This is a genomic window from Pseudomonas sp. MB-090624 (genome assembly GCF_003205245.1).
In the GTDB taxonomy this organism is placed as follows: Bacteria; Pseudomonadota; Gammaproteobacteria; order Pseudomonadales; family Pseudomonadaceae; genus Aquipseudomonas; species Aquipseudomonas juntendi.
The window spans coordinates 31,298-54,707 of record NZ_QJRK01000039.1 but is presented as its reverse complement, the minus strand read 5'-3'; the positions used below and the strand labels follow the sequence as shown (position 1 = coordinate 54,707).

At 63.0% G+C, this 23,410-nt stretch carries 26 protein-coding genes; 11 read left to right on the top strand and 15 right to left on the bottom strand.

The window, feature by feature from the left end:
- Positions 1-262 precede the first annotated feature (262 nt).
- The 5 genes from DMX12_RS20795 (at position 263) to rlmF (ending at position 6,726) form a co-directional block, all read left to right on the top strand.
- Positions 263-1,756, top strand: coding sequence for a leucyl aminopeptidase (locus tag DMX12_RS20795; RefSeq protein WP_009687041.1), 1,494 nt, complete (start codon positions 263-265; stop codon positions 1,754-1,756).
- Between the two features lie 50 nt (positions 1,757-1,806).
- Entirely contained in the window at positions 1,807-2,235 is a 429-nt protein-coding gene (locus tag DMX12_RS20790) for a DNA polymerase III subunit chi (RefSeq protein ID WP_009687042.1), read from the top strand.
- Between the two features lie 5 nt (positions 2,236-2,240).
- Positions 2,241-2,582 carry a hypothetical protein gene (locus DMX12_RS20785; RefSeq protein ID WP_009687043.1) on the top strand — a complete coding sequence of 114 codons (342 nt, stop codon included), beginning with the start codon at positions 2,241-2,243 and terminating at the stop codon, positions 2,580-2,582.
- Positions 2,583-2,766: 184 nt separating this feature from the next.
- Positions 2,767-5,613 (top strand): valine--tRNA ligase, encoded by a 2,847-nt coding sequence (locus DMX12_RS20780; RefSeq protein WP_110679333.1) that lies wholly within the window; start codon positions 2,767-2,769, stop codon positions 5,611-5,613.
- A gap of 162 nt (positions 5,614-5,775) precedes the next feature.
- The gene (gene rlmF / locus DMX12_RS20775; RefSeq protein ID WP_110679332.1) at positions 5,776-6,726 is read left to right on the top strand and encodes a 23S rRNA (adenine(1618)-N(6))-methyltransferase RlmF; all 951 of its coding nucleotides are present in this window, start codon (positions 5,776-5,778) and stop codon (positions 6,724-6,726) included.
- 50 nt (positions 6,727-6,776) lie between these two features.
- Here rlmF and DMX12_RS20770 read toward each other — a convergent pair whose 3' ends face one another.
- Positions 6,777-7,058 (bottom strand): HU family DNA-binding protein, encoded by a 282-nt coding sequence (locus DMX12_RS20770; RefSeq protein WP_003255106.1) that lies wholly within the window; start codon positions 7,056-7,058, stop codon positions 6,777-6,779.
- A gap of 370 nt (positions 7,059-7,428) precedes the next feature.
- On the opposite strand from DMX12_RS20770, the gene yejK reads away from it, so the two are divergent.
- Entirely contained in the window at positions 7,429-8,436 is a 1,008-nt protein-coding gene (gene yejK / locus DMX12_RS20765; RefSeq protein WP_009687046.1) for a nucleoid-associated protein YejK, read from the top strand.
- A gap of 96 nt (positions 8,437-8,532) precedes the next feature.
- On the opposite strand, the gene DMX12_RS20760 is transcribed toward yejK, so the two are convergent.
- The 14 genes from DMX12_RS20760 to DMX12_RS20695 all read right to left on the bottom strand — a co-directional run bounded on the left by DMX12_RS20760 (position 8,533) and on the right by DMX12_RS20695 (position 19,726).
- A complete protein-coding gene (locus tag DMX12_RS20760) occupies positions 8,533-8,823 on the bottom strand; it encodes a GIY-YIG nuclease family protein (RefSeq protein ID WP_110679331.1) in 291 nt (96 codons plus the stop codon).
- Positions 8,816-9,292, bottom strand: a complete 477-nt coding sequence (locus tag DMX12_RS20755) for a nuclear transport factor 2 family protein (protein ID WP_110679330.1) — start codon at positions 9,290-9,292, stop codon at positions 8,816-8,818. Before DMX12_RS20755 ends, DMX12_RS20760 begins: the two co-directional genes overlap by 8 nt.
- Positions 9,293-9,711: 419 nt before the next feature.
- The gene (locus tag DMX12_RS20750) at positions 9,712-10,992 is read right to left on the bottom strand and encodes an MFS transporter (RefSeq protein WP_110679329.1); all 1,281 of its coding nucleotides are present in this window, start codon (positions 10,990-10,992) and stop codon (positions 9,712-9,714) included.
- A gap of 13 nt (positions 10,993-11,005) precedes the next feature.
- Positions 11,006-11,653 (bottom strand): FadR/GntR family transcriptional regulator, encoded by a 648-nt coding sequence (locus DMX12_RS20745; protein WP_110679328.1) that lies wholly within the window; start codon positions 11,651-11,653, stop codon positions 11,006-11,008.
- 143 nt (positions 11,654-11,796) lie between these two features.
- Positions 11,797-12,843 (bottom strand): histidinol-phosphate transaminase, encoded by a 1,047-nt coding sequence (gene hisC / locus DMX12_RS20740; RefSeq protein WP_009683023.1) that lies wholly within the window; start codon positions 12,841-12,843, stop codon positions 11,797-11,799.
- A gap of 2 nt (positions 12,844-12,845) precedes the next feature.
- Complete coding sequence (gene hisD, locus DMX12_RS20735) at positions 12,846-14,171, bottom strand: histidinol dehydrogenase (protein WP_110679327.1); 1,326 nt, start codon at positions 14,169-14,171, stop codon at positions 12,846-12,848.
- Between the two features lie 134 nt (positions 14,172-14,305).
- Positions 14,306-14,941, bottom strand: coding sequence for an ATP phosphoribosyltransferase (gene hisG / locus DMX12_RS20730; protein ID WP_009683026.1), 636 nt, complete (start codon positions 14,939-14,941; stop codon positions 14,306-14,308).
- Between the two features lie 91 nt (positions 14,942-15,032).
- Positions 15,033-16,298: a UDP-N-acetylglucosamine 1-carboxyvinyltransferase gene (murA, locus tag DMX12_RS20725; protein WP_009683027.1), complete on the bottom strand. Its 1,266-nt coding sequence runs from the start codon at positions 16,296-16,298 to the stop codon at positions 15,033-15,035.
- Positions 16,299-16,321: 23 nt separating this feature from the next.
- Positions 16,322-16,561: a BolA family protein gene (locus DMX12_RS20720; RefSeq protein ID WP_003255121.1), complete on the bottom strand. Its 240-nt coding sequence runs from the start codon at positions 16,559-16,561 to the stop codon at positions 16,322-16,324.
- Positions 16,562-16,678: 117 nt separating this feature from the next.
- Positions 16,679-16,981: a lipid asymmetry maintenance protein MlaB gene (locus tag DMX12_RS20715; protein WP_054911612.1), complete on the bottom strand. Its 303-nt coding sequence runs from the start codon at positions 16,979-16,981 to the stop codon at positions 16,679-16,681.
- On the bottom strand, positions 16,978-17,625 hold the full coding sequence (locus tag DMX12_RS20710; RefSeq protein ID WP_009683029.1) for a phospholipid-binding protein MlaC: 648 nt from the start codon (positions 17,623-17,625) through the stop codon (positions 16,978-16,980). Before DMX12_RS20710 ends, DMX12_RS20715 begins: the two co-directional genes overlap by 4 nt.
- 9 nt (positions 17,626-17,634) lie before the next feature.
- A complete protein-coding gene (mlaD, locus tag DMX12_RS20705; protein ID WP_009683030.1) occupies positions 17,635-18,120 on the bottom strand; it encodes an outer membrane lipid asymmetry maintenance protein MlaD in 486 nt (161 codons plus the stop codon).
- Complete coding sequence (gene mlaE / locus DMX12_RS20700; protein ID WP_009683031.1) at positions 18,120-18,917, bottom strand: lipid asymmetry maintenance ABC transporter permease subunit MlaE; 798 nt, start codon at positions 18,915-18,917, stop codon at positions 18,120-18,122. The genes mlaD and mlaE overlap by 1 nt, the downstream gene beginning before the upstream one ends.
- Positions 18,917-19,726, bottom strand: a complete 810-nt coding sequence (locus DMX12_RS20695) for an ATP-binding cassette domain-containing protein (RefSeq protein ID WP_009683032.1) — start codon at positions 19,724-19,726, stop codon at positions 18,917-18,919. The genes mlaE and DMX12_RS20695 overlap by 1 nt, the downstream gene beginning before the upstream one ends.
- A gap of 247 nt (positions 19,727-19,973) precedes the next feature.
- Here DMX12_RS20695 and DMX12_RS20690 point away from each other — a divergent pair, with 247 nt between their 5' ends.
- From DMX12_RS20690 to lptB, 5 genes are read left to right on the top strand one after another with little or no spacing between them, the layout of a single operon-like run.
- A complete protein-coding gene (locus tag DMX12_RS20690) occupies positions 19,974-20,948 on the top strand; it encodes a KpsF/GutQ family sugar-phosphate isomerase (RefSeq protein WP_110679339.1) in 975 nt (324 codons plus the stop codon).
- Entirely contained in the window at positions 20,948-21,472 is a 525-nt protein-coding gene (locus tag DMX12_RS20685; protein WP_009683034.1) for an HAD family hydrolase, read from the top strand. Before DMX12_RS20690 ends, DMX12_RS20685 begins: the two co-directional genes overlap by 1 nt.
- Before the next feature lie 8 nt (positions 21,473-21,480).
- Positions 21,481-22,053, top strand: coding sequence for an LPS export ABC transporter periplasmic protein LptC (lptC, locus tag DMX12_RS20680; RefSeq protein ID WP_110679326.1), 573 nt, complete (start codon positions 21,481-21,483; stop codon positions 22,051-22,053).
- Entirely contained in the window at positions 22,040-22,564 is a 525-nt protein-coding gene (gene lptA, locus DMX12_RS20675; protein ID WP_029887549.1) for a lipopolysaccharide transport periplasmic protein LptA, read from the top strand. Before lptC ends, lptA begins: the two co-directional genes overlap by 14 nt.
- Entirely contained in the window at positions 22,565-23,290 is a 726-nt protein-coding gene (gene lptB / locus DMX12_RS20670) for an LPS export ABC transporter ATP-binding protein (RefSeq protein ID WP_010952146.1), read from the top strand.
- The last annotated feature ends 120 nt before the right edge of the window (positions 23,291-23,410 follow it).

Below are 23,410 nucleotides of genomic sequence, written 5' to 3'. Positions count from 1 at the left end.
ATGGCGCCAAACAATGACTTAGTACATCCAAGACCAATGCCGGTTCGCCAAAGGCGAACCTCCATGTAAAGTGCGCGCATTATCCTGTGATTGGCTGCGCCTGTCACTTGGCGGCGCGTGAAGGCGCATAACGGGGTTGTCAGCACGCGGGCCGCAGGCTCAAACTGGCAGCTTTTCCGCTGGCGCGCGACGACGCGGCCAGGCCCGTCCAGAGCGCTGCAATGTACAGCGCCATTTGTATCGATCATTCGGGGACCCTGACATGGAACTGGTTGTAAAAAGCGTAGCTGCTGCATCGGTAAAAACCGCCACCCTGGTCATTGCAGTCGGTGAAAATCGCAAACTTGGCGCGGTGGCCAAGGCCGTCGACCAGGCCACCGAGGGTGCCATCAGCGCGGTACTCAAGCGCGGTGACCTGGCCGGCAAACCGGGCCAGACCTTGCTGCTGCACAACCTCCCGGGCCTCAAGGCCGAACGCGTCCTGCTGGTCGGCAGTGGCAAAGACGAAGCCCTGGGCGACCGCGCCTGGCGCAAGCTGGTCGCCAGCGTCGCCGGTGTGCTCAAGGGGCTCAACGGCGCCGATGCCGTGCTGGCCCTGGACGATATCGCCGTCAGCAACCGCGATGCCCATTACGGCAAGTACCGCCTGCTGGCCGAAACCCTGCAGGACGGCGAATACGTGTTCGACCGCTTCAAGAGCCAGAAGGTCGAGCCGCGCGCGCTGAAAAAAGTCACCCTGCTGGCAGACAAGGCCGGCCAGGCCGACGTCGAGCGCGCGGTGAAGCACGCCAGCGCCATCGCCACCGGCATGGCGTTCACCCGCGACCTGGGCAATCTGCCACCGAACCTGTGCCACCCGAGCTTCCTTGCCGAGCAGGCCAAGGACCTGGGCAAGGCGCACAAGGCACTGAAGGTCGAAGTGCTCGACGAGAAGAAGATCAAGGACCTGGGCATGGGCGCCTTCTACGCCGTGGGCCAGGGCAGCGACCAGCCGCCACGCCTGATCGTGCTCAACTACCAGGGCGGCAAGAAGGCCGACAAGCCCTTCGTGCTGGTAGGTAAAGGCATCACCTTCGACACCGGCGGCATCAGCCTGAAACCCGGCGCCGGCATGGACGAAATGAAGTACGACATGTGCGGTGCCGCCAGCGTCATGGGCACCCTGCGTGCGGTGCTGGAACTGCAACTGCCCATCAACCTGGTCTGCCTGCTGGCCTGCGCCGAGAACATGCCAAGTGGCGGCGCCACCCGCCCGGGTGACATCGTCACCACCATGAGCGGCCAGACCGTGGAAATCCTCAACACCGACGCCGAAGGCCGCCTGGTGCTGTGCGATACCCTGACCTACGCCGAGCGTTTCAAGCCACAGGCGGTGATCGACGTCGCCACCCTGACAGGCGCCTGCATCGTCGCCCTGGGCAGCCACACCTCCGGCCTGATGGGCAACAACGACGACCTGGTCGGGCAATTGCTCGACGCGGGCAAGCGCGCAGACGACCGCGCCTGGCAACTGCCGCTGTTCGACGAGTACCAGGAACAACTGGACAGTCCGTTCGCCGACATGGGCAACATCGGTGGGCCGAAGGCCGGCACCATCACCGCAGGCTGCTTCCTGTCGCGTTTCGCCAAGGCCTATAACTGGGCGCACATGGACATCGCTGGTACGGCGTGGGTCAGCGGCGGCAAGGACAAGGGCGCCACGGGTCGCCCGGTGCCGCTGCTGACCCAGTACCTGCTGGACCGCGCTGGCGCGTGAGGCCATGACGCCGGTGGTGCCTGGCGCGCCACCGGCCGGCCATACCGACCATGAGCAAAGTCGACTTCTATATCCTGCCTACCGACTCGCTGTCGGCGCGGCTCGATTTCGCCTGCAAACTGTGTGAAAAGGCCTGGCGCCTTGGCCACCGGGTCTACCTGCATTGCCAGGATGCCGAGCAACGCGACGAACTGGACCTGCGCCTGTGGCGCTTCAAGGGCGAAGCTTTCGTGCCCCACGACCTGGCCGAGGTGCATGCCGATGCCGGCGTGGCCCTGGGCCTGGCGGAACACGCCGGTGACCATCACGACCTGCTGATCAACCTGGGCGCCAGCGTGCCGGGCTTTGTCGGCCAGTTCGAGCGGGTGGCGGAAATCGTCGTCGAGGCGCCCGACATTCGCCAATCGGCGCGAGAGCGATTCCGTTTCTACCGTGAACAGGGCTATGCTCTGCAAGACCACCGCTTACAGCGACTTTGACGACGATGGACAAGCACTCCCCCCTGCCCGACTCGGCTCATCTGCTCGACGACCTTGAGTCGATCCGCCAGTTGCTCGGCGATGCCGACCTGCAACCCCCCCTGCTGACCGAAACGGTCGAGCAACTTCCGTTGTTGCCGGACGCGCCGGTTACCGAGGCGGCTGCGCCCGAGGAAGACCCGCAGACGCGCCGCCAGGACACCCTGCTGCACCTGGAGAGTGAGCTGCGCGCCGCGGCGCAGATGATCATGCAGGACGTGATCAACGACTTTACCCCGCATATCGAGAACGAAATCAAGCGCCGGCTGGATGCGCGCATCGAGCGGTTGATCAAGCGTTCCGAGTAAAACCGCACATCGGTGTTGCCTGCTTCGCGGGCATGCCCGCTCCTACAGGGACCTCAACGCCTGTGGTGGGCTTGTTGCAGCAGGCAACACAGTTCCGACAGTTGTCAGCAGCTTGTCGCCTGCGGCCCCCAGCTTGGTTATACTTCCCGGCTTTCCCGAATAAATGCACAGGGTCCCGCCGCGCATGGATAAGACCTACCAGCCGCACGCCATCGAAACTTCCTGGTACAACACCTGGGAGTCCGAGAACTATTTCGCTCCACAAGGTGCAGGCGAGTCCTACACCATCATGATCCCGCCGCCGAACGTCACCGGCAGCCTGCACATGGGCCACGGCTTCAACAACGCGATCATGGATGCCCTGATCCGTTTCCGCCGCATGCAAGGCCGCGACACCCTGTGGCAGCCAGGCACCGACCACGCCGGTATCGCCACCCAGATGCTGGTCGAGCGCCAACTCGAGGCCAAGGGCCAGAACCGGCATGATCTGGGGCGCGAGAAGTTCCTGGAGAAGGTCTGGGAATGGAAGGATCAGTCCGGCGGCAATATCAGCCGGCAAATCCGCCGCCTGGGCTCGTCGGTGGACTGGAGCCGCGAGCGCTTCACCATGGACGACGGCCTGTCCGAAGCGGTCAAGGAAGCCTTCGTGCGCCTGCACGAAGATGGCCTGATCTACCGCGGCAAGCGCCTGGTCAACTGGGACACCAAGCTGCACACGGCCATCTCCGACCTCGAAGTGGAAAACCACGACGAAAAAGGCCACCTGTGGAACCTGCGCTACCCGCTGGCCGATGGCGCCAAAACCGCCGAAGGCCAGGGTTACCTGGTGGTTGCCACTACCCGCCCGGAAACCCTGCTGGGCGACGCCGCCGTGGCGGTCAACCCGAACGACGAACGCTACCAGGCACTGATCGGCAAGTACGTCGAGCTGCCGCTGGTGGGCCGCCGCATTCCGATCATCGCCGACGACTACTGCGACCCGGCGTTCGGCACCGGCTGCGTGAAGATCACACCGGCCCACGACTTCAATGACTATGAAGTCGGCAAGCGGCACAACCTGCCGCTGCTGAACATCTTCGACAAGAATGCCGTCGTGCTGGCCAACGCCCAGGCCTTCAACCTCGACGGCAGCGTCAACGAGCAGGTCGACACCCAGTTGCCGGCGCAGTACGCCAACCTCGACCGCTTCGTGGCGCGCAAACAGATCGTGGCCGACCTGGACGCCCAAGGCCTGCTGGTCAGCATCGACGACCACGCCCTGAAAGTGCCGAAAGGCGACCGTTCCGGTACCGTGATCGAGCCCTGGCTGACCGACCAGTGGTACGTGTCCACCAAGCCGCTGGCAGAGCCTGCCATTGCTGCCGTGGAAGACGGCCGCATCCAGTTCGTGCCCAAACAGTACGAGAACATGTACTTCTCGTGGATGCGCGACATCCAGGACTGGTGCATCAGCCGCCAGCTGTGGTGGGGCCATCGCATTCCGGCGTGGTACGACGAGGCTGGCCAGGTCTACGTTGGCCGCAACGAGCAGGAAGTGCGCGCCAAGCACCAACTGGGCGCCGATGTGGTGTTGCGCCAGGACGACGACGTGCTCGACACCTGGTTCAGCTCGGGCCTGTGGACCTTCTCTACCCTGGGCTGGCCGGAGCAGACCGAATTCCTCAAGAAGTTCCACTCCACCGATGTGCTGGTGACGGGCTTCGACATCATCTTCTTCTGGGTTGCGCGCATGATCATGCTGACCATGCACCTGATCAAGAACGAGGATGGCACCCCGCAGGTTCCGTTCAAGACCGTGTACGTGCACGGCCTGGTGCGTGATGGCCAGGGCCAGAAGATGTCCAAGTCCAAGGGCAACGTGCTGGACCCGCTGGACATCGTCGACGGCATCACCCTCGACGCCCTGCTGGAAAAACGCACCAGCGGCATGATGCAGCCCAAGCTGGCCGAGAAAATCGCCAAGCAGACCAAGGCCGAATTCCCCGAAGGCATCGCCAGCTACGGCACCGACGCCTTGCGCTTCACCTTCTGCTCGCTGGCGTCCACAGGCCGCGACATCAAGTTCGACATGGGCCGCGTCGAAGGCTATCGCAACTTCTGCAACAAGATCTGGAACGCTGCCCGCTACGTGCTGGACAAGGGCGAGGATTGTGGCCAGAACGGCGAGGCCTATGAGCTGTCCCTGGCTGACCGCTGGATCATCTCGCAGCTGCAGCGCACCGAAGCCGAAGTGACCCGCCAGCTGGAGCAGTTCCGCTTCGACCTGGCCAGCCAGGCGCTGTACGAGTTCATCTGGAACCAGTACTGCGACTGGTACCTGGAGCTGTCCAAGCCTGTGCTGTGGGACGAAAATGCCCCGGTCGAGCGCGCCCGCGGCACCCGCCGCACCCTGGTGCGCGTGCTGGAAGTGGCGCTGCGCCTGGCACACCCGTTCATGCCGTTCATCACCGAGGAAATCTGGCAGCGCATCGCACCGCTGGCCGGTATCGAAGGCAAGACCATCATGCTGCAGCCATGGCCGGTGGCCAATGAAAGCCGCATCGATGCTGCCGCCGAAGGTGATATCGAATGGCTGAAAGAGCTGATGGTCGGCCTGCGCAACATCCGCGCCGAAATGAACATTGGCCCGGGCAAGCCGCTGCCACTGTTCCTGAAGAACGCCAACGCCGACGACCAGCGCCGCCTGCATGAGAACGAAGCCTTGCTGAAGAAGCTGGCCAAGGTCGAATCGTTCACCGTGCTGAGCGATGCCGAAGAAGCACCGCTTTCGGCTACTGCGCTGGTGGGTGACCTGCAAGTGCTGGTACCGATGGCCGGGCTGATCGACAAGGATGCCGAGCTGGCGCGCCTGAACAAGGAAATTCAGCGCCTGCAGGGCGAAGTGGCACGCGTGGGTGGCAAGCTGTCCAACGCTGCCTTCGTCGACAAGGCCCCGCCTGCGGTGATCGAGAAGGAGCGCGCCAAGCTGGCCGAGTCCGAACAGGCCCTGGCCAACTTCACCGAGCAGCACGCGCGCATTGCAGCGCTGTGACAACCTGATAGACCGCTGGGGCCGCTGTGCGGCCCTTTCGCGACACAAGGCCGCCCCTACAGGACGGTGCCGGTTTCACAGGCGCCGCTATCCTTTAGGGGCGGCCTTGTGTCGCGATAGGGCTGCAGAGCAGCCCCAAGGCCTGCAACACCGGACCCCGCCATGACCGACAAACCTACCCTGCACCCGCGCAACCGGCACCAGGGGCGCTACGACTTCCCCAGCCTGATCAAGGCCCACCCTGACCTGGCCCGCTTTACCATTACCAACCCCCACGGCAAACCCAGCATCGACTTCGCCAACCCCGAAGCCGTAAGGGTATTCAACCGTGCCCTGCTCAAGGCCCAATACGGCATCCAGCACTGGGATATCCCCGCCGACTACCTGTGCCCGCCCATTCCCGGCCGCGCCGACTACATCCACGTAGCCGCGGATCTGCTGGCCACGGACAACGCGGGGGAAATTCCCAAGGGCGCCCAGGTACGCGCGCTGGACATCGGCGTGGGTGCCAACTGCATTTACCCACTGCTGGGCCACAGCGAATACCGCTGGCGCTTTCTCGGCTCGGATATCGACCCGGTAGCCCTGGCCTCGGCCAAGGCCATCGTCCAGGCCAACGGCCTGGGCAAGGCCATTGCCCTGCGCCAGCAGGCGAACCGGGGCCATATCCTCAGCGGTCTGTTGCAGCCAGAGGAGCGTTTCGACCTGACCCTGTGCAACCCCCCCTTCCACGCCTCCCGCGACGAAGCCACCCGCGGTAGCCGACGCAAGTGGAAAAACCTGGGCAAGCAGGACCCCAAACGCAAGCTGCCGCTGCTGAACTTTGGTGGCCAGAACAATGAACTGTGGTGCGAGGGCGGCGAAATCCGCTTTGTCACCCAACTGGTGAGCGAAAGCGTGCAGTACGCCGGCAGCGTGTTGTGGTTCACCAGCCTGGTGTCAAAGGCCAGCAACCTGCCGGGCATAGAGGCTGCACTGAAGAAGGCCGTTGCCAAGGCCGTACGTGTCGTCGAAATGGGCCAGGGCCAGAAGCAGAGCCGCATGGTTGCCTGGAGCTTCCACGACGAAGCGGCACGCCAGGGCTGGTACGCCCAGGGCCGATCACAGGCATGAAAAAACCGCGCCCGGGCAAGCCGGGCGCGGTTTCGTCAAAGCAGCAACAATTACTTGTTGATAGCGTCGGTCAGCACTTTGGCTGGCACGAACTTGACGACTTTCTTGGCAGCGATTTCGATGGCAGCGCCAGTCGAAGGGTTGCGGCCAGTGCGGGCAGGACGCTCCGAGACTTTCAGCTTGCCGATGCCTGGCAGGGTGATTTCAGCGCCGTTTTCCAGCTGGTCAGCAACGATCTGGCCCAGTTGCTCCAGTGCGTTCTTGGCGGTGGCTTTCGGCGCGGCGATCGACTCGGCGATGTCGGCAATCAGTTGGTCTTTGGTCAATGCCATGGTGGTGTTCCTTCCCTATCAAATTCGATGGTTATGCAGCGAACGACGACGTTATCGGGCCAGCCCCTTGTAGTGGAGGGCCGCGCCAATTGGGTATGTAGATACTCAAATCGGCGTTTGGTTCGACACGACGGCAGCGCGCTGCCAGCAATGCGCCACGCGTGGGGCGCAAGACCGCGCAAAGCTACCACAGGAGTGGATAAATATCCGCAGCGTACTTCGATTAAATGCAGGTTTTTCAGGGGTTTTGGCCTAAAACGTACAAAAATGAACAAAAAACGAACAACCGGCATTTCGGCCAACATCCGGCCACTGCACCACTGGGTGTCTGGGTTAAACTTGGCGACTTTTGCAGCTCGCCGAGAATTTCATGCCTATCCGTCATTGCATCGTTCACCTGATCGACAAGAAGCCTGATGGCAGCCCCGCCGTGCTGCACGCCCGCGATAGCGAACTGGCGGCTTCCGACGCCATCGAAAACCTGCTGGCAGACCTGAACGACAGCTACAACGCCAAGCAAGGCAAGGCCTGGGGCTTCTTCCACGGCGAGTCGGGGGCCTACCCGCTCAGCGGCTGGCTGAAGCAGTACCTGGAAGGCGACACAGACTTTACCGCCTTCAGCCGCCAGGCCGTGGAACACCTGCAGAAGCTGATGGAGGAGTCCAACCTGTCCACCGGCGGTCACGTGCTGTTTGCCCATTACCAACAGGGCATGACCGAATACCTGGCCATCGCCCTGCTGCACCACAGTGAAGGCGTGGCGGTGAATGCCGAACTCGACGTCACCCCATCCCGTCACCTTGACCTGGGCCAGTTGCACCTGGCGGCGCGCATCAACCTGTCCGAGTGGAAGAACAACCAGAACTCCAAGCAGTACATCTCGTTCATCAAGGGCAAGAACGGCAAGAAAGTCTCGGACTATTTCCGCGACTTCATTGGCTGCCAGGAAGGTGTCGACGGCCCAGGTGAAACCCGCACCCTGCTCAAGGCTTTCAGCGACTTCGTCGAGAGCGAAGACTTGCCGGAAGCATCCGCTCGCGAAAAGACCCAGACGCTGGTCGAGTACGCCACTACCCAGACCAAACTGGGTGAACCGGTGACGCTGGAAGAGCTGTCCAGCCTGATCGACGAAGACCGGCCCAAGGCGTTCTACGACCATATCCGCAACAAGGACTACGGCTTGTCGCCGGAGATTCCGGCGGATAAACGCACCCTCAACCAGTTCCGTCGCTTTACCGGGCGTGCCGAGGGGCTGTCGATCAGCTTCGAGGCGCACCTGCTGGGCGACAAGGTGGAGTATGACGAGGCCGCCGGCACCCTGATCATCAAGGGGCTGCCGACCACCCTGGTGGACCAGCTGAAGCGACGCAAGGACTGACGGCCCATGGGCCGCGCGACCCGCTCCTGCACGCATCGCGACCTCTTGTAGGAGCGGCCTTGCGTCGCGATGGGCCGCAAAGCGGCCCCAGCACCCTCAAGCCGAACCCATCAGATAAGCCGCCACCAAAGCCTCTTTCGCCGACTTGCGCAGCCGTTTCACCAACCGCTCCTGGCGCAATGCCTCGCCCTTGTCCGGCCATTGCTCGATATACACCAGCGCCTGTGCCGGGCTGGTCTTGAAGTACCGTGCCCCCCGCCCTTTCTGATGGGCCAGAAAACGCCGCTGCGGGTCATCACTGACCCCGCAATACAACGAACCGTTGGCCGCCCTGACCAGGTAGACATACCAAGGCTTGCCAACGCTTGCGGGGGCAGCTTCACACACCCTGGGCCTGCTGGAACGCGCGCAACCCCTTGAAGGCCTGTGCGCGAACCTTGTTCTGCAGCAGCGGCGACCAACCCAGCAATACCCCTGGCATACCCAACGCCTGCCGCGACCAGCGCCACAGGTCGAACGTATCGTCGTGCTGGCAGATCAAGCCATCGCGGATGATGAAGCGTGCCTGGATATCATTGACCACCACCCGCCCCGTCTGGCTGAACAGGTAGGTCGCCACCCAGTGTGCGGCACCGCTGCGCTCGTCGGCGCGTACGCTGTCGAAGGTCAGGGTGAAGTCTTTGCCGCGCGTGGTCAGCATGCGCCACATGTCGCCCGCGTCCTTGCCGCGCAGCGTACCGAAAACCGGGTCGCTGAAAACGATATCGTCGCTGTAGCAGGCGATCATTGCCTCGGCGTCCAGGCGCTGGAAGGCCTGGTAGAAGCGCGTAATCAAATCGCGGTGGGCGTCACTCATGGGGGCTGGTCCATCCTGGGGTCGAAAGCAGCACGATAATCTGACCCGGTTGCTTATGCCAGCTTCCGCCGCAGCATCTTCAGCGCCTGTGAGATCGAGCGCCGCCCGCGCGGCGCAATCGCGAGCTGCGCTCGCTCCTACGTTTGTTTCGGGCCAGTAACGCCTGTGACAGGCGCGCGCGGCCGCCTTGTTTGTACGGCGCGATATTGAGGCATGCACCAAGGCGTTCGCGCGCGAATCCCACAGGAATAATTGGCCCGAAACAAACGTAGGAGCGAGCGCAGCTCGCGATTGCGCCGCGCGGGCGGCGCTCGATCTCACAGGCGCTGCATATCTTCTGACAAACACCTGTCAGCCCTGATGCGATCCCTGTGGGAGCTGGCTTGCCGGCGACAGGGCCGGTGCTGCCCAGCTCAGATTCAGACTTTTTCGCTTGTCACCTGCACATGCAAAGCCCGCCCGGCCCCCAACCCGAAGACGATGGCGCCGACCCCAAGCACAGCGAAGATCCAGCCCACGGCCGCCCAGCCGCCCGTCAGGTCATGCACCAACCCCACCGCGAACGGCCCCATCGACGCCAGGGTATAACCCACGCCTTGGGCCATGCTCGACAGGTTGGCCGCCACGTGGGCATCCTTCGAGCGCAACACGATCAAGGTCAGCGCCAGGGCAAATGTACCACCCTGCCCCAGGCCCAGCACCACGGCCCAGCCCCACAGCCCGGAAAGCGGGGCATACAGGCAACCGAACAGGCCCGCCAGAGTGGTCAGCATGACCACCACGATTGCCAGCCGCTGGTCCTTGCCGCGAGTGGCCAGCCACGGCGCGCTCAGCGAACTCAGCAACTGCACAATGACCGACCCGGAAAGGACCAGGCCGGCCTGGGTCGGGCTCAGGCCACGACCGATCAGGATCGACGGCAGCCAGCCAAACACGATGTAGGCCAGCGACGACTGCAGGCCCATGTACAGGGTCACCTGCCAGGCCAACGGGTCACGCCAGAGGCCACGTACGCGGTATGCCACCTTGTGCAGGCCGTGCCCCTGGCGGGCTTGTGGCAGCCAGACCAGCATGGCCAGCAGCGCCGGGAGCACCCAGAAGCCCAGGCCCAACGCCCAGCTGCCACCGAAATGGCTGGCCAAGGGCACGGTGGCACCCGCCGCCATGGCCGCGCCCAGGCACAAGGCCATGGTGTACACCCCGGTCAGCGTGCCTGCGTGCTGGGGGAAGTCGCGCTTGACGATACCGGGCAACAACACCCCGATGATGCCGATGCTGGCGCCAGCCATCAGGCTGCCCAGAAACACCCCCGCCACGCCCAAACTGCTGCGCACGACAATGCCCAACGCCAGGGTGAGCAGAATGCCGACGATCACCCGCTCACTGCCAAAGCGCCTTGCCAGCATCGGTGCCAGCGGCGCAAACAGCCCCAGGCACAACACCGGCAAGGTAGTCAGCAAACCGGCTTGCGAAGCGTTCAGCCCCAGTCCTTCGGACACCTGGCCCAACACGGGCGCCATGCTCGACAGCGCCGGGCGCAGGTTCAGCGCCACCAGCACCAGGCCGAGCAACAGCAGCCACGGACGACGTAATTGCACCGGCTGCTGCTGGATTTGCTCGTCGTCGGCCTCGGCGTCGATCAGCAGTTCATCGAGGTCACGCGCGTGCGGTGGGGTGTTGCGGGGTAGGGACTCAGCCATGGTGTTCTCGGGGTCAGGATTCGATAAGGGTGCGGCTCAGGTGCTTGGCCCGGTCCGCATCACGCTGTTCGATGGCGTCGAGGATCTGCCCATGCAGATCGAACGTGGCCTGGCAGCGCGGCACGGTCGCCATGCTGTGCTGCAGCGCCGCCGCGACCACGCCGGAGAAATAGCGGTAAAGCTCGCTGAGGGCGGGGTTGTGGGCGGCATCGACCAGCCGCTGGTGAAACACCAGGTCGCACCTTATGTAGTGATCGATATCACCATGAAAATGCCCGGCGCTGCCGGCCAGCGCTTCGCGCAGCCCTTGCAGGTCTGCATCGGTGCGCCGCAGCGCGGCCAGGCCAATCGCCTCCGCCTCGAGAATGTGGCGGGTTTCACGGGCCTGCTCGGCGGTACAGCGGGCCATGGCCTGCATCGCCAGCAACGGGTCCTGCGCGGTACGCAGGTAGCTGCCGTCGCCTTGGCGTACTTCGACCAGGCCGCTGAAGGCCAGCACGCGCATGGCTTCGCGCACGGTGTTACGGCTGATGCCCAGTTGCAGGGCCAGTTCCGGCTCGGTCGGCAGGCGCTGGCCGATCTGCCAGTCACCCTGGGCGATGCGCTCACGCAGTTGCTCAACGGCCTGCTCGACGAGGGAGCGTTTGATCAATAACGACATCGATACATCCAGTCATCGGACGAATAAGGGCTAACCATAAGCGCTGAATCAACAGGCTGCAACGCTTCACAGAAGTGTTTTTGAGTAGGCACCAAGCGCCGCGCGGGCGGCGCTCGGTGTGACAGGCGCTAGAAAGGGCCCGGTCAGTTCAAGGCATCCAGCAGCGCCTGGTTCATCTCCGGGGTTCCAATGGTGATCCGCAGGAACTGGGCGATACGTGCCTGCTTGAAGTGGCGCACGATGACACCCTGCTCGCGCAAGCGCGCTGCCAACTCGGCGGCATCCTGTTGCGGGTGGCGCGCGAAAATGAAGTTGGCCGCCGACGGCAGCACTTCGAAGCCCTTGGCCTGTAGCTGGCCAACCAACGCCTCGCGGCTGTCGATCACCTTGCGGCAGGTTTGCTCGAAGTACTCTCGGTCCTCGAAAGCCGCGGCAGCGCCAACAATGGCCGCACGGTCCAGCGGGTAGGAGTTGAAGCTGTTCTTGATGCGCTCCAATGCCTCGATCAGGTCCGGGTGCCCCACGGCCAAGCCGACACGCAGCCCTGCCAACGAGCGCGATTTGGACAAGGTCTGGGTCACCAGCAGGTTGTCGTAGCGGTCGACCAGGCTGATGGCGGTTTCGCCGCCGAAGTCGATGTACGCTTCATCCACCACCACCACCGAGTCACGGTTGGCCTGCAGCAGTTGCTCTACCGCCTGCAGTGGCATCAGGCAACCCGTAGGCGCGTTGGGGTTGGGGAAGATGATCCCGGCATTGGGCTTGTTGTAGTCCTCGATACGGATCTGGAACTGCTCGTCCAGGGCTACCTGCTCGAACGCGATGCCGTAAAGACCACAATACACCGGGTAGAAGCTGTAGCTGATATCGGGGAACAACAACGGTGCATCGTGCTGGAACAGGCCGTGGAAGATGTGCGCCAGCACCTCGTCCGAACCATTGCCGACAAACACTTGCGCCGGGGTAACGCCGTAATACTCGGCCACCGCCTGCTTCAGGCGGTCACCGTTAGGATCGGGGTACAGGCGCAGGTTGTCGTTCAGCTCCGCGCGCATGGCCTCCAGCGCCTTGGGCGACGGGCCGTAGGGGTTCTCGTTGGTGTTCAGCTTGACCAGCCGCGCCAGTTTGGGCTGCTCGCCCGGCACGTAAGGCACCAGGTCCTTGACGAAGGGGCTCCAGAATCGGCTCATGTTCAGTTCCCCTTCTGTTGGGTCAGGATGCGGTATTCAGCGCTTCGGGCGTGCGCGGTCAGCGATTCGCCACGGGCCAGCACGGAGGCAGTCTGGCCCAGTTCGGACGCGCCTTGCTCGGAGCAGAAGATGATCGACGAGCGCTTCTGGAAGTCGTACACACCCAACGGCGACGAGAAGCGTGCAGTGCCGGAGGTTGGCAACACGTGGTTGGGGCCGGCGCAGTAATCACCCAGTGCTTCGCTGGTGTGGCGGCCCATGAAGATCGCCCCGGCGTGGCGAATGTGCGGCAGCCAGGCCTGCGGGTCGGCCACCGACAGCTCCAGGTGCTCGGGGGCAATGCGGTTGGCCACGTCCATGGCCTGCTGCATGTCTTTTACCTGGATCAATGCACCACGGCCGTTGACCGACTTCTGGATGATTTGCGCACGCTCCATGGTCGGCAGCAGCTTGTCGATACTGGCAGCGACACGGTCCAGGAAGGCGGCATCCGGGCTGACCAGAATGGCCTGTGCGTCTTCGTCGTGTTCAGCCTGGGAGAACAGGTCCATGGCGATCCAGTCCGGGTCGGTCTGACCGTCGCACACCACCAGGATTTCCGAAGGCCCGGCGATCATGTCGATGCCCACCTGGCCAAATACATGGCGCTTGGCAGTGGCGACGTAGATGTTGCCCGGGCCGACGATCTTGTCGACCTGTGGCACGCTTTCGGTGCCATAGGCCAGTGCCGCGACCGCCTGGGCGCCACCGACAGTGAACACGCGGTCGACACCGGCGATGCAGGCAGCGGCCAGCACCAGCTCGTTGACCTCACCGCGCGGGGTCGGCACCACCATCACCACTTCGGCCACGCCGGCCACCTTGGCCGGGATGGCGTTCATCAGCACCGACGAGGGGTACGAGGCCTTGCCGCCGGGCACATACAGGCCGGCCCGATCCAGCGGGGTAACCTTCTGCCCCAGTACGGTGCCGTCGGCTTCGGTGTACTGCCAGGAATCCTGCTTCTGCCGCTCATGGTAGATGCGCACACGGTCGGCGGCCTTTTCCAGGGCCTGGCGCTGTACGGGGGTGATGCGGGTCAGCGCCAGCTCCAGGCGCTCGCGATCGAGGATCAGGTCATCGATCGATGTGGCCTGAACGCCATCGAAACGCTGGGTGAACTCCACCAGCGCCGCGTCGCCACGCTCGCGCACGGCCTTGATGATGTCCAGCACGCGCTGGTTGACCGCGTCATCGGACACACTTTCCCAGCTCAGCAGATGATCCAGATGACGGGCGAAATCCGGATCAGCAGCGTTGAGACGGGCAATTGCAGTGGACACGGTCATGGCGAGGGCCTCGATGATTAGCGAATGCTCAGGCGCCCTAGGCTACCAGTCCATCCGCGCGGGCACCCGAGAAAAATGGCTATGACGCGGATAGATGGGCGCGGCAGCAACGGCCGCGCGCAATCGGTAGGGAATTAACCGCGGTGTCGCGATTCGACCGCCGCGCGCAGCGTGTCGATAAGGCTCTGGATGCGGGCGTGCTGCATCTTCATGGAAGCCTTGTTGACCACCAGGCGCGAGCTGATCGTGGCGATCATTTCCTGGGGTTCCAGGCCATTGGCCCGCAGGGTGTTGCCGGTATCTACCACGTCGATGATCTTGTCGGCGAGGTTGATCAGCGGTGCCAGCTCCATCGAGCCGTACAGCTTGATGATGTCGACCTGGCGGCCCTGTTCGGCGTAGTAACGCTTGGCGACGTTGACGAACTTGGTGGCCACGCGCAGGCGGCCCTTGGGCTCAGGGGCGCCGACCACGCCAGCGGTCATCAGCTTGCAGCGGGCAATCTGCAAGTCCAGTGGCTCGTACAGGCCCTGGCCGCCGTACTCCATCAGCACGTCCTTGCCGGCCACACCCAGGTCGGCAGCACCATGCTCGACATAGGTCGGCACGTCGGTAGCACGCACGATCAGCAGGCGTACGTCGTCCTGCGTGGTAGGGATGATCAGTTTGCGGCTCTTGTCCGGGTTCTCGGTCGGCACGATGCCGGCCTCGGCCAGCAACGGCAAGGTATCGTCGAGAATACGGCCTTTGGAAAGCGCGATGGTCAACATTGGAACGTCAGTCCTTAAGCGGCTACTGCTGGCCAGGTCTTGGACCTGGCCGCTTTCAATTCGAACGGTGCGTCCTTGCACCAGAGGGCGATCAGCCCGGTACGCGGCGGATTTTCGCGCCGAGCATCTGCAGTTTTTCTTCGATGCACTCGTAGCCACGGTCAATGTGGTAGATGCGGTCGATCAGCGTGTCACCTTCGGCCACCAGCGCCGAGAGCACCAGGCTGGCCGACGCGCGCAGGTCGGTGGCCATGACCGGGGCGCCTTTGAGGGCCGGTACACCGGTAACGATCGCGGTGTTGCCTTCGACCTGGATCTGTGCCCCCATGCGGTGCATTTCGTACACGTGCATGAAGCGGTTTTCGAAGATGGTTTCGATGACGGCACCGGTGCCTTCGGCAATGGCGTTCAGCGAGATGAACTGCGCCTGCATGTCGGTCGGGAACGCCGGGTACGGCGCAGTACGCAGGTTCACGGCTTTCGGCCGCTTGCCCTGCATGTCGAGCTCGATCCAGTCTTCACCGGTGGTGATCTCGGCGCCGGCTTCCTTGAGCTTTTCCAGCACGGCCTCAAGGATGGTCGGGTCGGTATCCTTGACCTTGACGCGGCCACCGGTCACGGCAGCGGCAACCAGGTAGGTACCGGTCTCGATACGGTCCGGCATCACGCGGTAGCTGGCCGACGCCAGGCGCTCGACGCCATCGATGGTGATGGTGTCGGTACCGGCACCTTGCACCTTGCCGCCCATGGCGTTGATGAAGTTGGCCAGGTCGACCACCTCCGGCTCACGCGCAGCGTTCTGCAACACGCTGCGGCCTTTGGCCAGCGCTGCGGCCATCATGATGTTTTCGGTACCGGTCACGCTGACGGTGTCGAAGAAGAAATGCGCACCGCGCAGGCCGCCCTCAGGCGCCTTGGCCTTGATGTAGCCAGCTTCGACCTCGATCTTCGCACCCATGGCCTCCAAGCCACGGATGTGCAGGTCGACCGGGCGCGAACCGATCGCGCAACCGCCGGGCAGCGCCACCTCGGCCTCGCCGAAGCGGGCGACCATCGGGCCCAGCACCAGGATCGAGGCGCGCATGGTCTTGACCAGTTCGTACGGCGCGACCAGGGTCTTGATGGTGCGGGGGTCGATTTCCACCGCCAGCTTTTCGTCGATCACAGGCTCGATGCCCATGCGGCCGAACAGCTCGATCATGGTGGTGATGTCGTGCAGGTGCGGCAGGTTGCCGACGGTGACCGGGCCATCGGCCAGCAGGGTCGCCGCCAGAATCGGCAGGGCTGCGTTCTTCGCACCCGAAATACGGATCTCGCCGTCAAGACGAGCGCCGCCAGTAATAATCAGTTTGTCCATTGGAATCTCGCCGCCAAGTTGGCTCAGGTGCGCTCAGCCCAGGCTGCGCTGCTGAAAAATTTCATGGTTACCGCGTGGATGCTGCCATTGGCGATCCACGGATTCAGATGAGCATAGATAGCCTGCTGGCGTTTGACCGGGCTCAGGCCAGCCAACTCGTCGCTGATCACGTTCAACTGGAAGTTGCAGCCTTCGCCTTCAACTTCTACCCGGGAACCCGGCAATTTCTCTTCAAGGAAGCTTTTAACTTCTACGGCCTGCATGCTCAACCTCAATCGGCGCCCGATGCGCACGGGTCGGCCATCATACAAAAAAGCCCCTCGCCTGCGAAGCCCAACGAGGGCTTCGCTGACCGAGGGGCCGTCATCCGTGCCGGGCCATCAGGTCGCCAGCACTTGATCGAGGTCGTAGACCTCGGCAATTTCCCGCATGTCGTCGGGCATGCCCCGCACCCGGCAGGCCTTGCCTGTGGCCTGGGCATCGCGCATGAACGACAGCAGCAACGACAGGCCGACACTGGTGGAGCGCAGCACGCCCGTGCAATCGAGCACCAATTGCGCATCCCGGCTGGCAGTGATCAGCGCCTTGCCTTGCTTGCGCAGCTGCGGCCCGCTGCGGTAGTCCAGCACGCCGGACAGGCTCAGCACGCCCGGCTCAGCCATGCTTACCGCGGCCTCACTCATTTCACCGCCTTTTCTGGCGAGTTGTCGGCGGCCTGCTTGGCCTTGGCCACTTCGCCGGCCCAGCCGTCGATGGTCTTGTCCAGGTTGTTGCCATTGCGCTGCATGGCGTCGGCGAACTGGTCACGGAACAGCTTGCCGATGTTGATGCCGTTGACGATGACGTTACGCACCTTCCACTCGCCACCCAGGTTTTCCAGGGTGTACTGCACCGGGTACACGGCGCCATTGTTGCCGGTAACCTTCATGCCCACCGAAGCGCGCTTGCCATCATCGGCCTTGGCCGGGTCGACGACGATGCCCTGGTTGTTGTACTCCAGCAACGCATTGCCGTAGAACTGGAACAGGCTGCGCTTGAAGTTTTCCTGGAAGCGCTGCATCTGCTCGGGCGTGGCCTTGCGCGAGTACTTGACGGTCATGATGCTGCGGGAAATACCGTCGGCATCGACCACCGGCGCGAGAATCCGGTCAAGGGTGTCGTAGAACGCTTGTGGGTTGGCCTTGTACTGCTCTTTGTTGGCCTTGAGTTCACCCAGCAGCTCGGTGGTGGTGCCCTGAACCACGTCATGCGGCGACTGCGCGGCCAAGGTCATCAGGGGGAAAGCCGCCAGCAACACCAGCAGGCCACGTCGCAAGATCGAAATCATGGAAACTCCTCAATTAGCCGGTTGCGCTTCTTTCGGTTCCTTGCCAACGGAGTTGAGCAGGAACTTGCCTATCAGGTCTTCCAGCACCAGGGCAGACTGGGTGTCGTGAATGGTCGAGCCATCCTTGAGCACGTCTTCCTCACCGCCCACGCTGATACCGATGTACTTCTCGCCGAGCAGACCGGCGGTCAGGATCGAGGCAGTGGAGTCGGTCGGCAGGTTGTCCACCGACTTGTCCAGCTGCAGGGTCACCCGACCGGTATAGGAATCACGGTCCAGATCGATGGCGGTGACCTTGCCGATGGTCACGCCCGCCATGGTCACCTTGGCTCTGACCGTCAAACCGGCGATATTGTCGAAATAGGCATAAACTTTATAGGTATCGCTGCTCGGGCTGGCCGACAGCCCGCTGACACGCAGGGCCAGCAGCAGCAGCGCCAGGATCCCGGCCAGCAGGAACAGGCCGACACCGATTTCCAGGGTGCGGTTTTGCATCAGAAATCTCCAAACATCAAGGCGGTCAGAATAAAGTCCAGACCCAGCACTGCCAACGAGGCATAGACCACGGTCTTGGTGGTTGCACGGCTGATCCCTTCTGAAGTGGGCTCACAGTCGTACCCCTGGAATACGGCGATCCAGGTCGCGACGAATGCGAACACCAGGCTCTTGATCAACCCGTTGAGCACGTCGTCGGTGAACGAAACACTGTTCTGCATGTTGGCCCAGAACGAGCCCTCGTATACGCCCAGCCAGTCCACGGCGACCCACGAGCCCCCCCAGATACCGACCACACTGAAGATCAGCGCCAGCAGCGGCAACGAGATGAAACCGGCCCACAAGCGTGGCGCCACGATGTACTTGAGCGGGTCGACGCCGATCATCTCCAGGCTGGACAACTGCTCGGTGGACTTCATGTTGCCGATTTCGGCAGTCAGTGCAGAACCGGCACGGCCTGCGAACAGCAACGCCGTGACCACCGGCCCAAGCTCGCGCAACAGGGTCAGGGCCACCATCTGGCCCACGGCCTGCTCGGAGCCGTACTTGGTGAGGATGCTGTAGCCCTGCAGCGCCAGCACCATGCCGATGAACACCCCGGACACGACGACGATCGCCAGCGACAGCACGCCCACCGAGTACAGCTGCCTGATCAGCAGCTGGAAGCCACCGCCAATGCCACCGCGCCCAACCAGGGCATGGAACAGGAACAAGCAGGAACGCCCGAGTACCGCCACCACGTCGATGGCCGAGCGGCCCAGCAGCCGGACACGTTCGAGTAAGGATTTTCTGCGCATCAACGCGCCCCCAGCAGGTCGGCGCTGTAGTCAGGCGCAGGGAAATGGAACGGCACCGGGCCATCCGGGTCGCCTTTCATGAACTGGCGGATCCGCGGGTTGTCCGAGCCCATCAGCTCATCGGGGGTACCCTGCCCCAGCACCTGACCGTCGCCCACCACATAGATGTAGTCGGCGATGCTGGCAGTTTCTGCGAGGTCATGGGACACCACGATGCTGGTAATGCCCAAGGCATCGTTGAGCAGGCGGATCAAGCGCACCAGTACCCCCATGGCAATCGGGTCCTGCCCGACGAACGGCTCGTCGTACATGAGGATCTGCGGGTCCAGGGCGATTGCCCGGGCCAGCGCCACGCGGCGCTTCATGCCACCGGACAGCTCATCGGGCATCAGGTCGATGGCCCCACGAAGCCCCACGGCCTGCAGTTTCATCAACACGATGTCACGGATCATGTCGTCTGCAAGCTGGGTATGCACGCGCAGCGGAAATGCGACGTTCTCGAACACATCGAGGTCGGTGAACAGCGCGCCGCTCTGAAACAGCACGCCCATCTGCTTGCGGGCGTCGAACAGGTCGCTGCGCGACAGCGTCGGCAGGTTCTGCCCGGCGACCCATACCTCACCACTGGCGGGGCGCAGCTGCGCGCCCATCAGGCGAAGCAACGTGGTCTTGCCGCAACCCGATGGCCCCATGATGCCGGTGACCTTGCCGCGCGGGATGCGAATATCGACGTTGCTGAAAATGCTACGCGAACCGCGCTTGAAGGTAACACCCTTCAATTCCACCGCGTAGGCGCTATCCACACTCATCTAGACTCCTTGCTGATGCAGCCTCGTCCTTATGGACGCCAGCCTCCCTGCAGAAGGCACACGCGCCCTTGGCAGGCCGAATAGCGGCGAACTATAGCACCGCTGCTCGCGCGCCCCCAAGGTCATGCATGCCCCGTTCAGCTACGAGACAGGCTGGGGCGCCCGTGACCAGGCAGATGGAAAAGGTGAGGGTTTCGTCGATTGCGGCTATAATCGCCGACTTTTCATCAGGCAGTGCTTTATCGACATGAGCCAATCCAGCGAGCTGATTCAATCCGCACAGCGCACCGTGCGCCTGGAACTCGAGGCCGTAGAGGGCCTGCTGGCGCGCATCGACGAGCATTTCGTCAAAGCCTGCGAACTGATCCTGGCCAGCCAGGGCCGCGTCGTGGTGCTTGGCATGGGCAAGTCCGGGCATATCGGCAACAAAATTGCCGCGACCCTCGCCAGCACCGGCACCCCCGCGTTTTTCGTGCACCCGGCCGAAGCCAGCCATGGCGACATGGGCATGATCACCGGCAACGATATCATCCTGGCGCTGTCCAACTCAGGCAGCACGGCCGAGATCGTCACGTTGCTGCCGCTGGTCAAGCGCCTGGGCATCACCCTCATCAGCCTTACCGGCAACCCGAATTCCACCCTGGCCCAGGCAGCAGAGGTGAACCTGGATGCCCGGGTCGCACAGGAGGCCTGCCCGCTGAACCTTGCCCCTACCTCCTCGACCACTGCGGCACTGGTGCTGGGTGACGCGCTGGCCATTGCCCTGCTCGAAGCGCGCGGGTTCACTGCCGAGGACTTCGCCTTTTCGCACCCTGGCGGCGCCTTGGGGCGGCGGCTGCTGCTGAAGGTCGAGCATGTGATGCACAGCGGTGACCAGTTGCCCAAGGTGCTGCGTGGCACGTTGCTCAAGGATGCCCTGCTGGAAATGTCGCGCAAAGGTCTGGGCATGACCGCTGTGCTCGAGGCAGACGGCAAGCTGGCCGGTATCTTCACCGATGGCGACCTGCGCCGCAGCCTGGACCGCAATATCGATGTGCATACCACGTTGATCGACCACGTCATGACCGTGCATGGCAAAACTGCACGGGCCGAAATGCTCGCCGCCGAGGCCCTTAAAATCATGGAAGACAACAAAATCAACGCACTGGTGGTCGTCGACCAGGACGACCGGCCGACAGGTGCCCTGAACATGCACGACCTGTTGCGTGCAGGAGTTATGTGATGAGCCAGAATCTCATGCAACGTGGCCAGGCCATCAAGCTGGCCGTGTTCGATGTCGACGGCGTACTGACCGATGGGCGACTGTACTTTCTCGAAGACGGCAGCGAATTCAAGACCTTCAATACCCTCGACGGCCAGGGCATCAAGATGCTCATGGCGTCGGGCGTGACCACGGCCATCATCAGCGGGCGCAAGACCCCGGTGGTCGAGCGGCGGGCTGCGAACCTGGGTATCGCGCACCTGTTTCAGGGCCGCGAAGACAAATTGGTGGTTCTTGACGGGCTGCTTGCCGAACTCGGCCTAAGCTATGAACAGGTCGCCTACCTGGGCGACGACCTGCCCGACCTGCCGGTGATTCGCCGCGTCGGTCTGGGTATGGCAGTGGCCAACGCCGCGCCCTTCGTTCGCCAGCATGCCCACGGCGTGACCCAGGCGCGCGGCGGCGAAGGCGCTGCCCGCGAGTTCTGCGAACTGATCATGCAGGCCCAGGGCACCCTGGACGCTGCCAACGCCAACTACTTGTAAGGCCGCCCATGTTCAGCAAGAAGGTTCGCAATATTGCGCTGCTGGCGGTGATTGCTGCCGTGCTCGCTGCCATTGGCTACTGGAATGTCAGCCCTGAAAGCTTCCTCGACCAGCCTGTGGCCCAGGTCGACGAGAGCGCCATCGACTACTATGCGATCAACGCCCATAGTGTGCAGTTCTTGCCGGACGGCAAATTGCAGTACGAAATGACCGCCGACAAGGTCGAGCACGTCAAGGCGACCGAAGTTATCCTGGTGACCACGCCCGACCTGCGCCTTTACCGCGGCACCGAATACCCGTGGCATGTTCAGAGCGAGCGCGCCGAGGTCAGCCCGGACGGCAACGAGGTCGAACTGATCAACAAGGTCCGCGTTGCCCGCACCGACGAAAAGCAACGCGACACCATCATCACCAGCTCACGCATGACCGTATTCCCGCAGAAGCAATATGCGCAGACCGAGCAAGCCGTTAGAATCGACGGCGCCGGTGGCACAACCACGGGCAAGGGCATGAAAGCGTATTTGAAAGAAGGCAAGATGGACTTGCTCTCTAACGTAAGAGGACAGTATGAGGCTCGTTAAAACCCTCCCCCTTTTGCTCAGCCTGAGCGCAGCACTGGGAAGCGCGAGCGCCTTCGCCCTGCCGAATGACCGTGACCAGCCAATCCGCATCCAGGCCGACAACGCGCATCTGGACGACAAGCAGGGTGTCGCGACGTACACCGGTGACGTGATCATCACTCAAGGCTCGATGATGATCAAAGGCAATACCGTGACCATGACCCGCGCCGCCAACGGCGACATCGACGTGGTCACTTCGGTTGGCAACCTGGCCTACTTCGAGCAGCAGCAGAGCGCCGCCAAGCCCGACAAGATGAAGGGCTGGGCAGTGACCATCCAGTACCAGGCGCAAAAAGACACCGTGATCCTCACCGACCGCGCCAAGGTCGAGAACGAGGGCAACACCACCGAGGGCGAGAAGATCGTCTACAACACCAAGTCGCAGGTGGCTACCGCCGGCCGTGGCGGTAACGTGACCCAGCCACGTCAGCGCATCGACATGGTGATCCAGCCCAAGAAGAAGGCCGAGTAAATGGCAACCCTAAAAGCCCAGCACCTGGCCAAAAGCTACAAGGGGCGCCAGGTCGTACGTGATGTCAGCCTGTCGATCGACAGCGGCCAGATCGTCGGATTGCTCGGCCCGAACGGTGCCGGCAAGACCACCTGCTTCTACATGATCGTCGGCCTGGTCCAGGCCGAGCAGGGTCGTGTACTGATCGACAACCTCGATGTCAGTCACCAGCCCATGCACGGCCGCGCGCGCGCCGGCATCGGCTACCTGCCGCAGGAAGCCTCGATCTTCCGCAAGCTTTCGGTGGCCGACAACATCATGGCCATCCTCGAGACCCGCAAGGACCTCGACCGCGATGGCCGGCGCAAGGAACTGGAAAGCCTGCTGCAGGAGTTCCACATCAGCCACATCCGCGACAACCTCGGCATGAGCCTGTCCGGTGGCGAACGCCGCCGTGTCGAGATCGCCCGCGCCCTGGCGACCGCGCCCAAGTTCATCCTGCTGGACGAACCCTTCGCCGGCGTGGACCCGATCTCGGTCGGCGACATCAAGCAGATCATCCACCACCTCAAGGCCAAGGGTATCGGTGTGCTGATCACGGACCACAACGTGCGCGAAACCCTGGATATCTGCGAGACCGCCTACATCGTCAACGATGGCCGGCTGATCGCCGAAGGCGACGCCGAAACCATCCTGGCCAACGAACTGGTCAAAGAGGTTTACCTGGGCCACGAGTTCCGGCTCTGACCCACTCCTGCCTGGAGTACTGCAACCTGCCCTGTACTCAGGGTTAAAATTGTTACGTACTCTAGGCAAACGCTACAATTTAAGGCATAAAACTTGCTTGATCTGGCGCCCCGGCGCCCT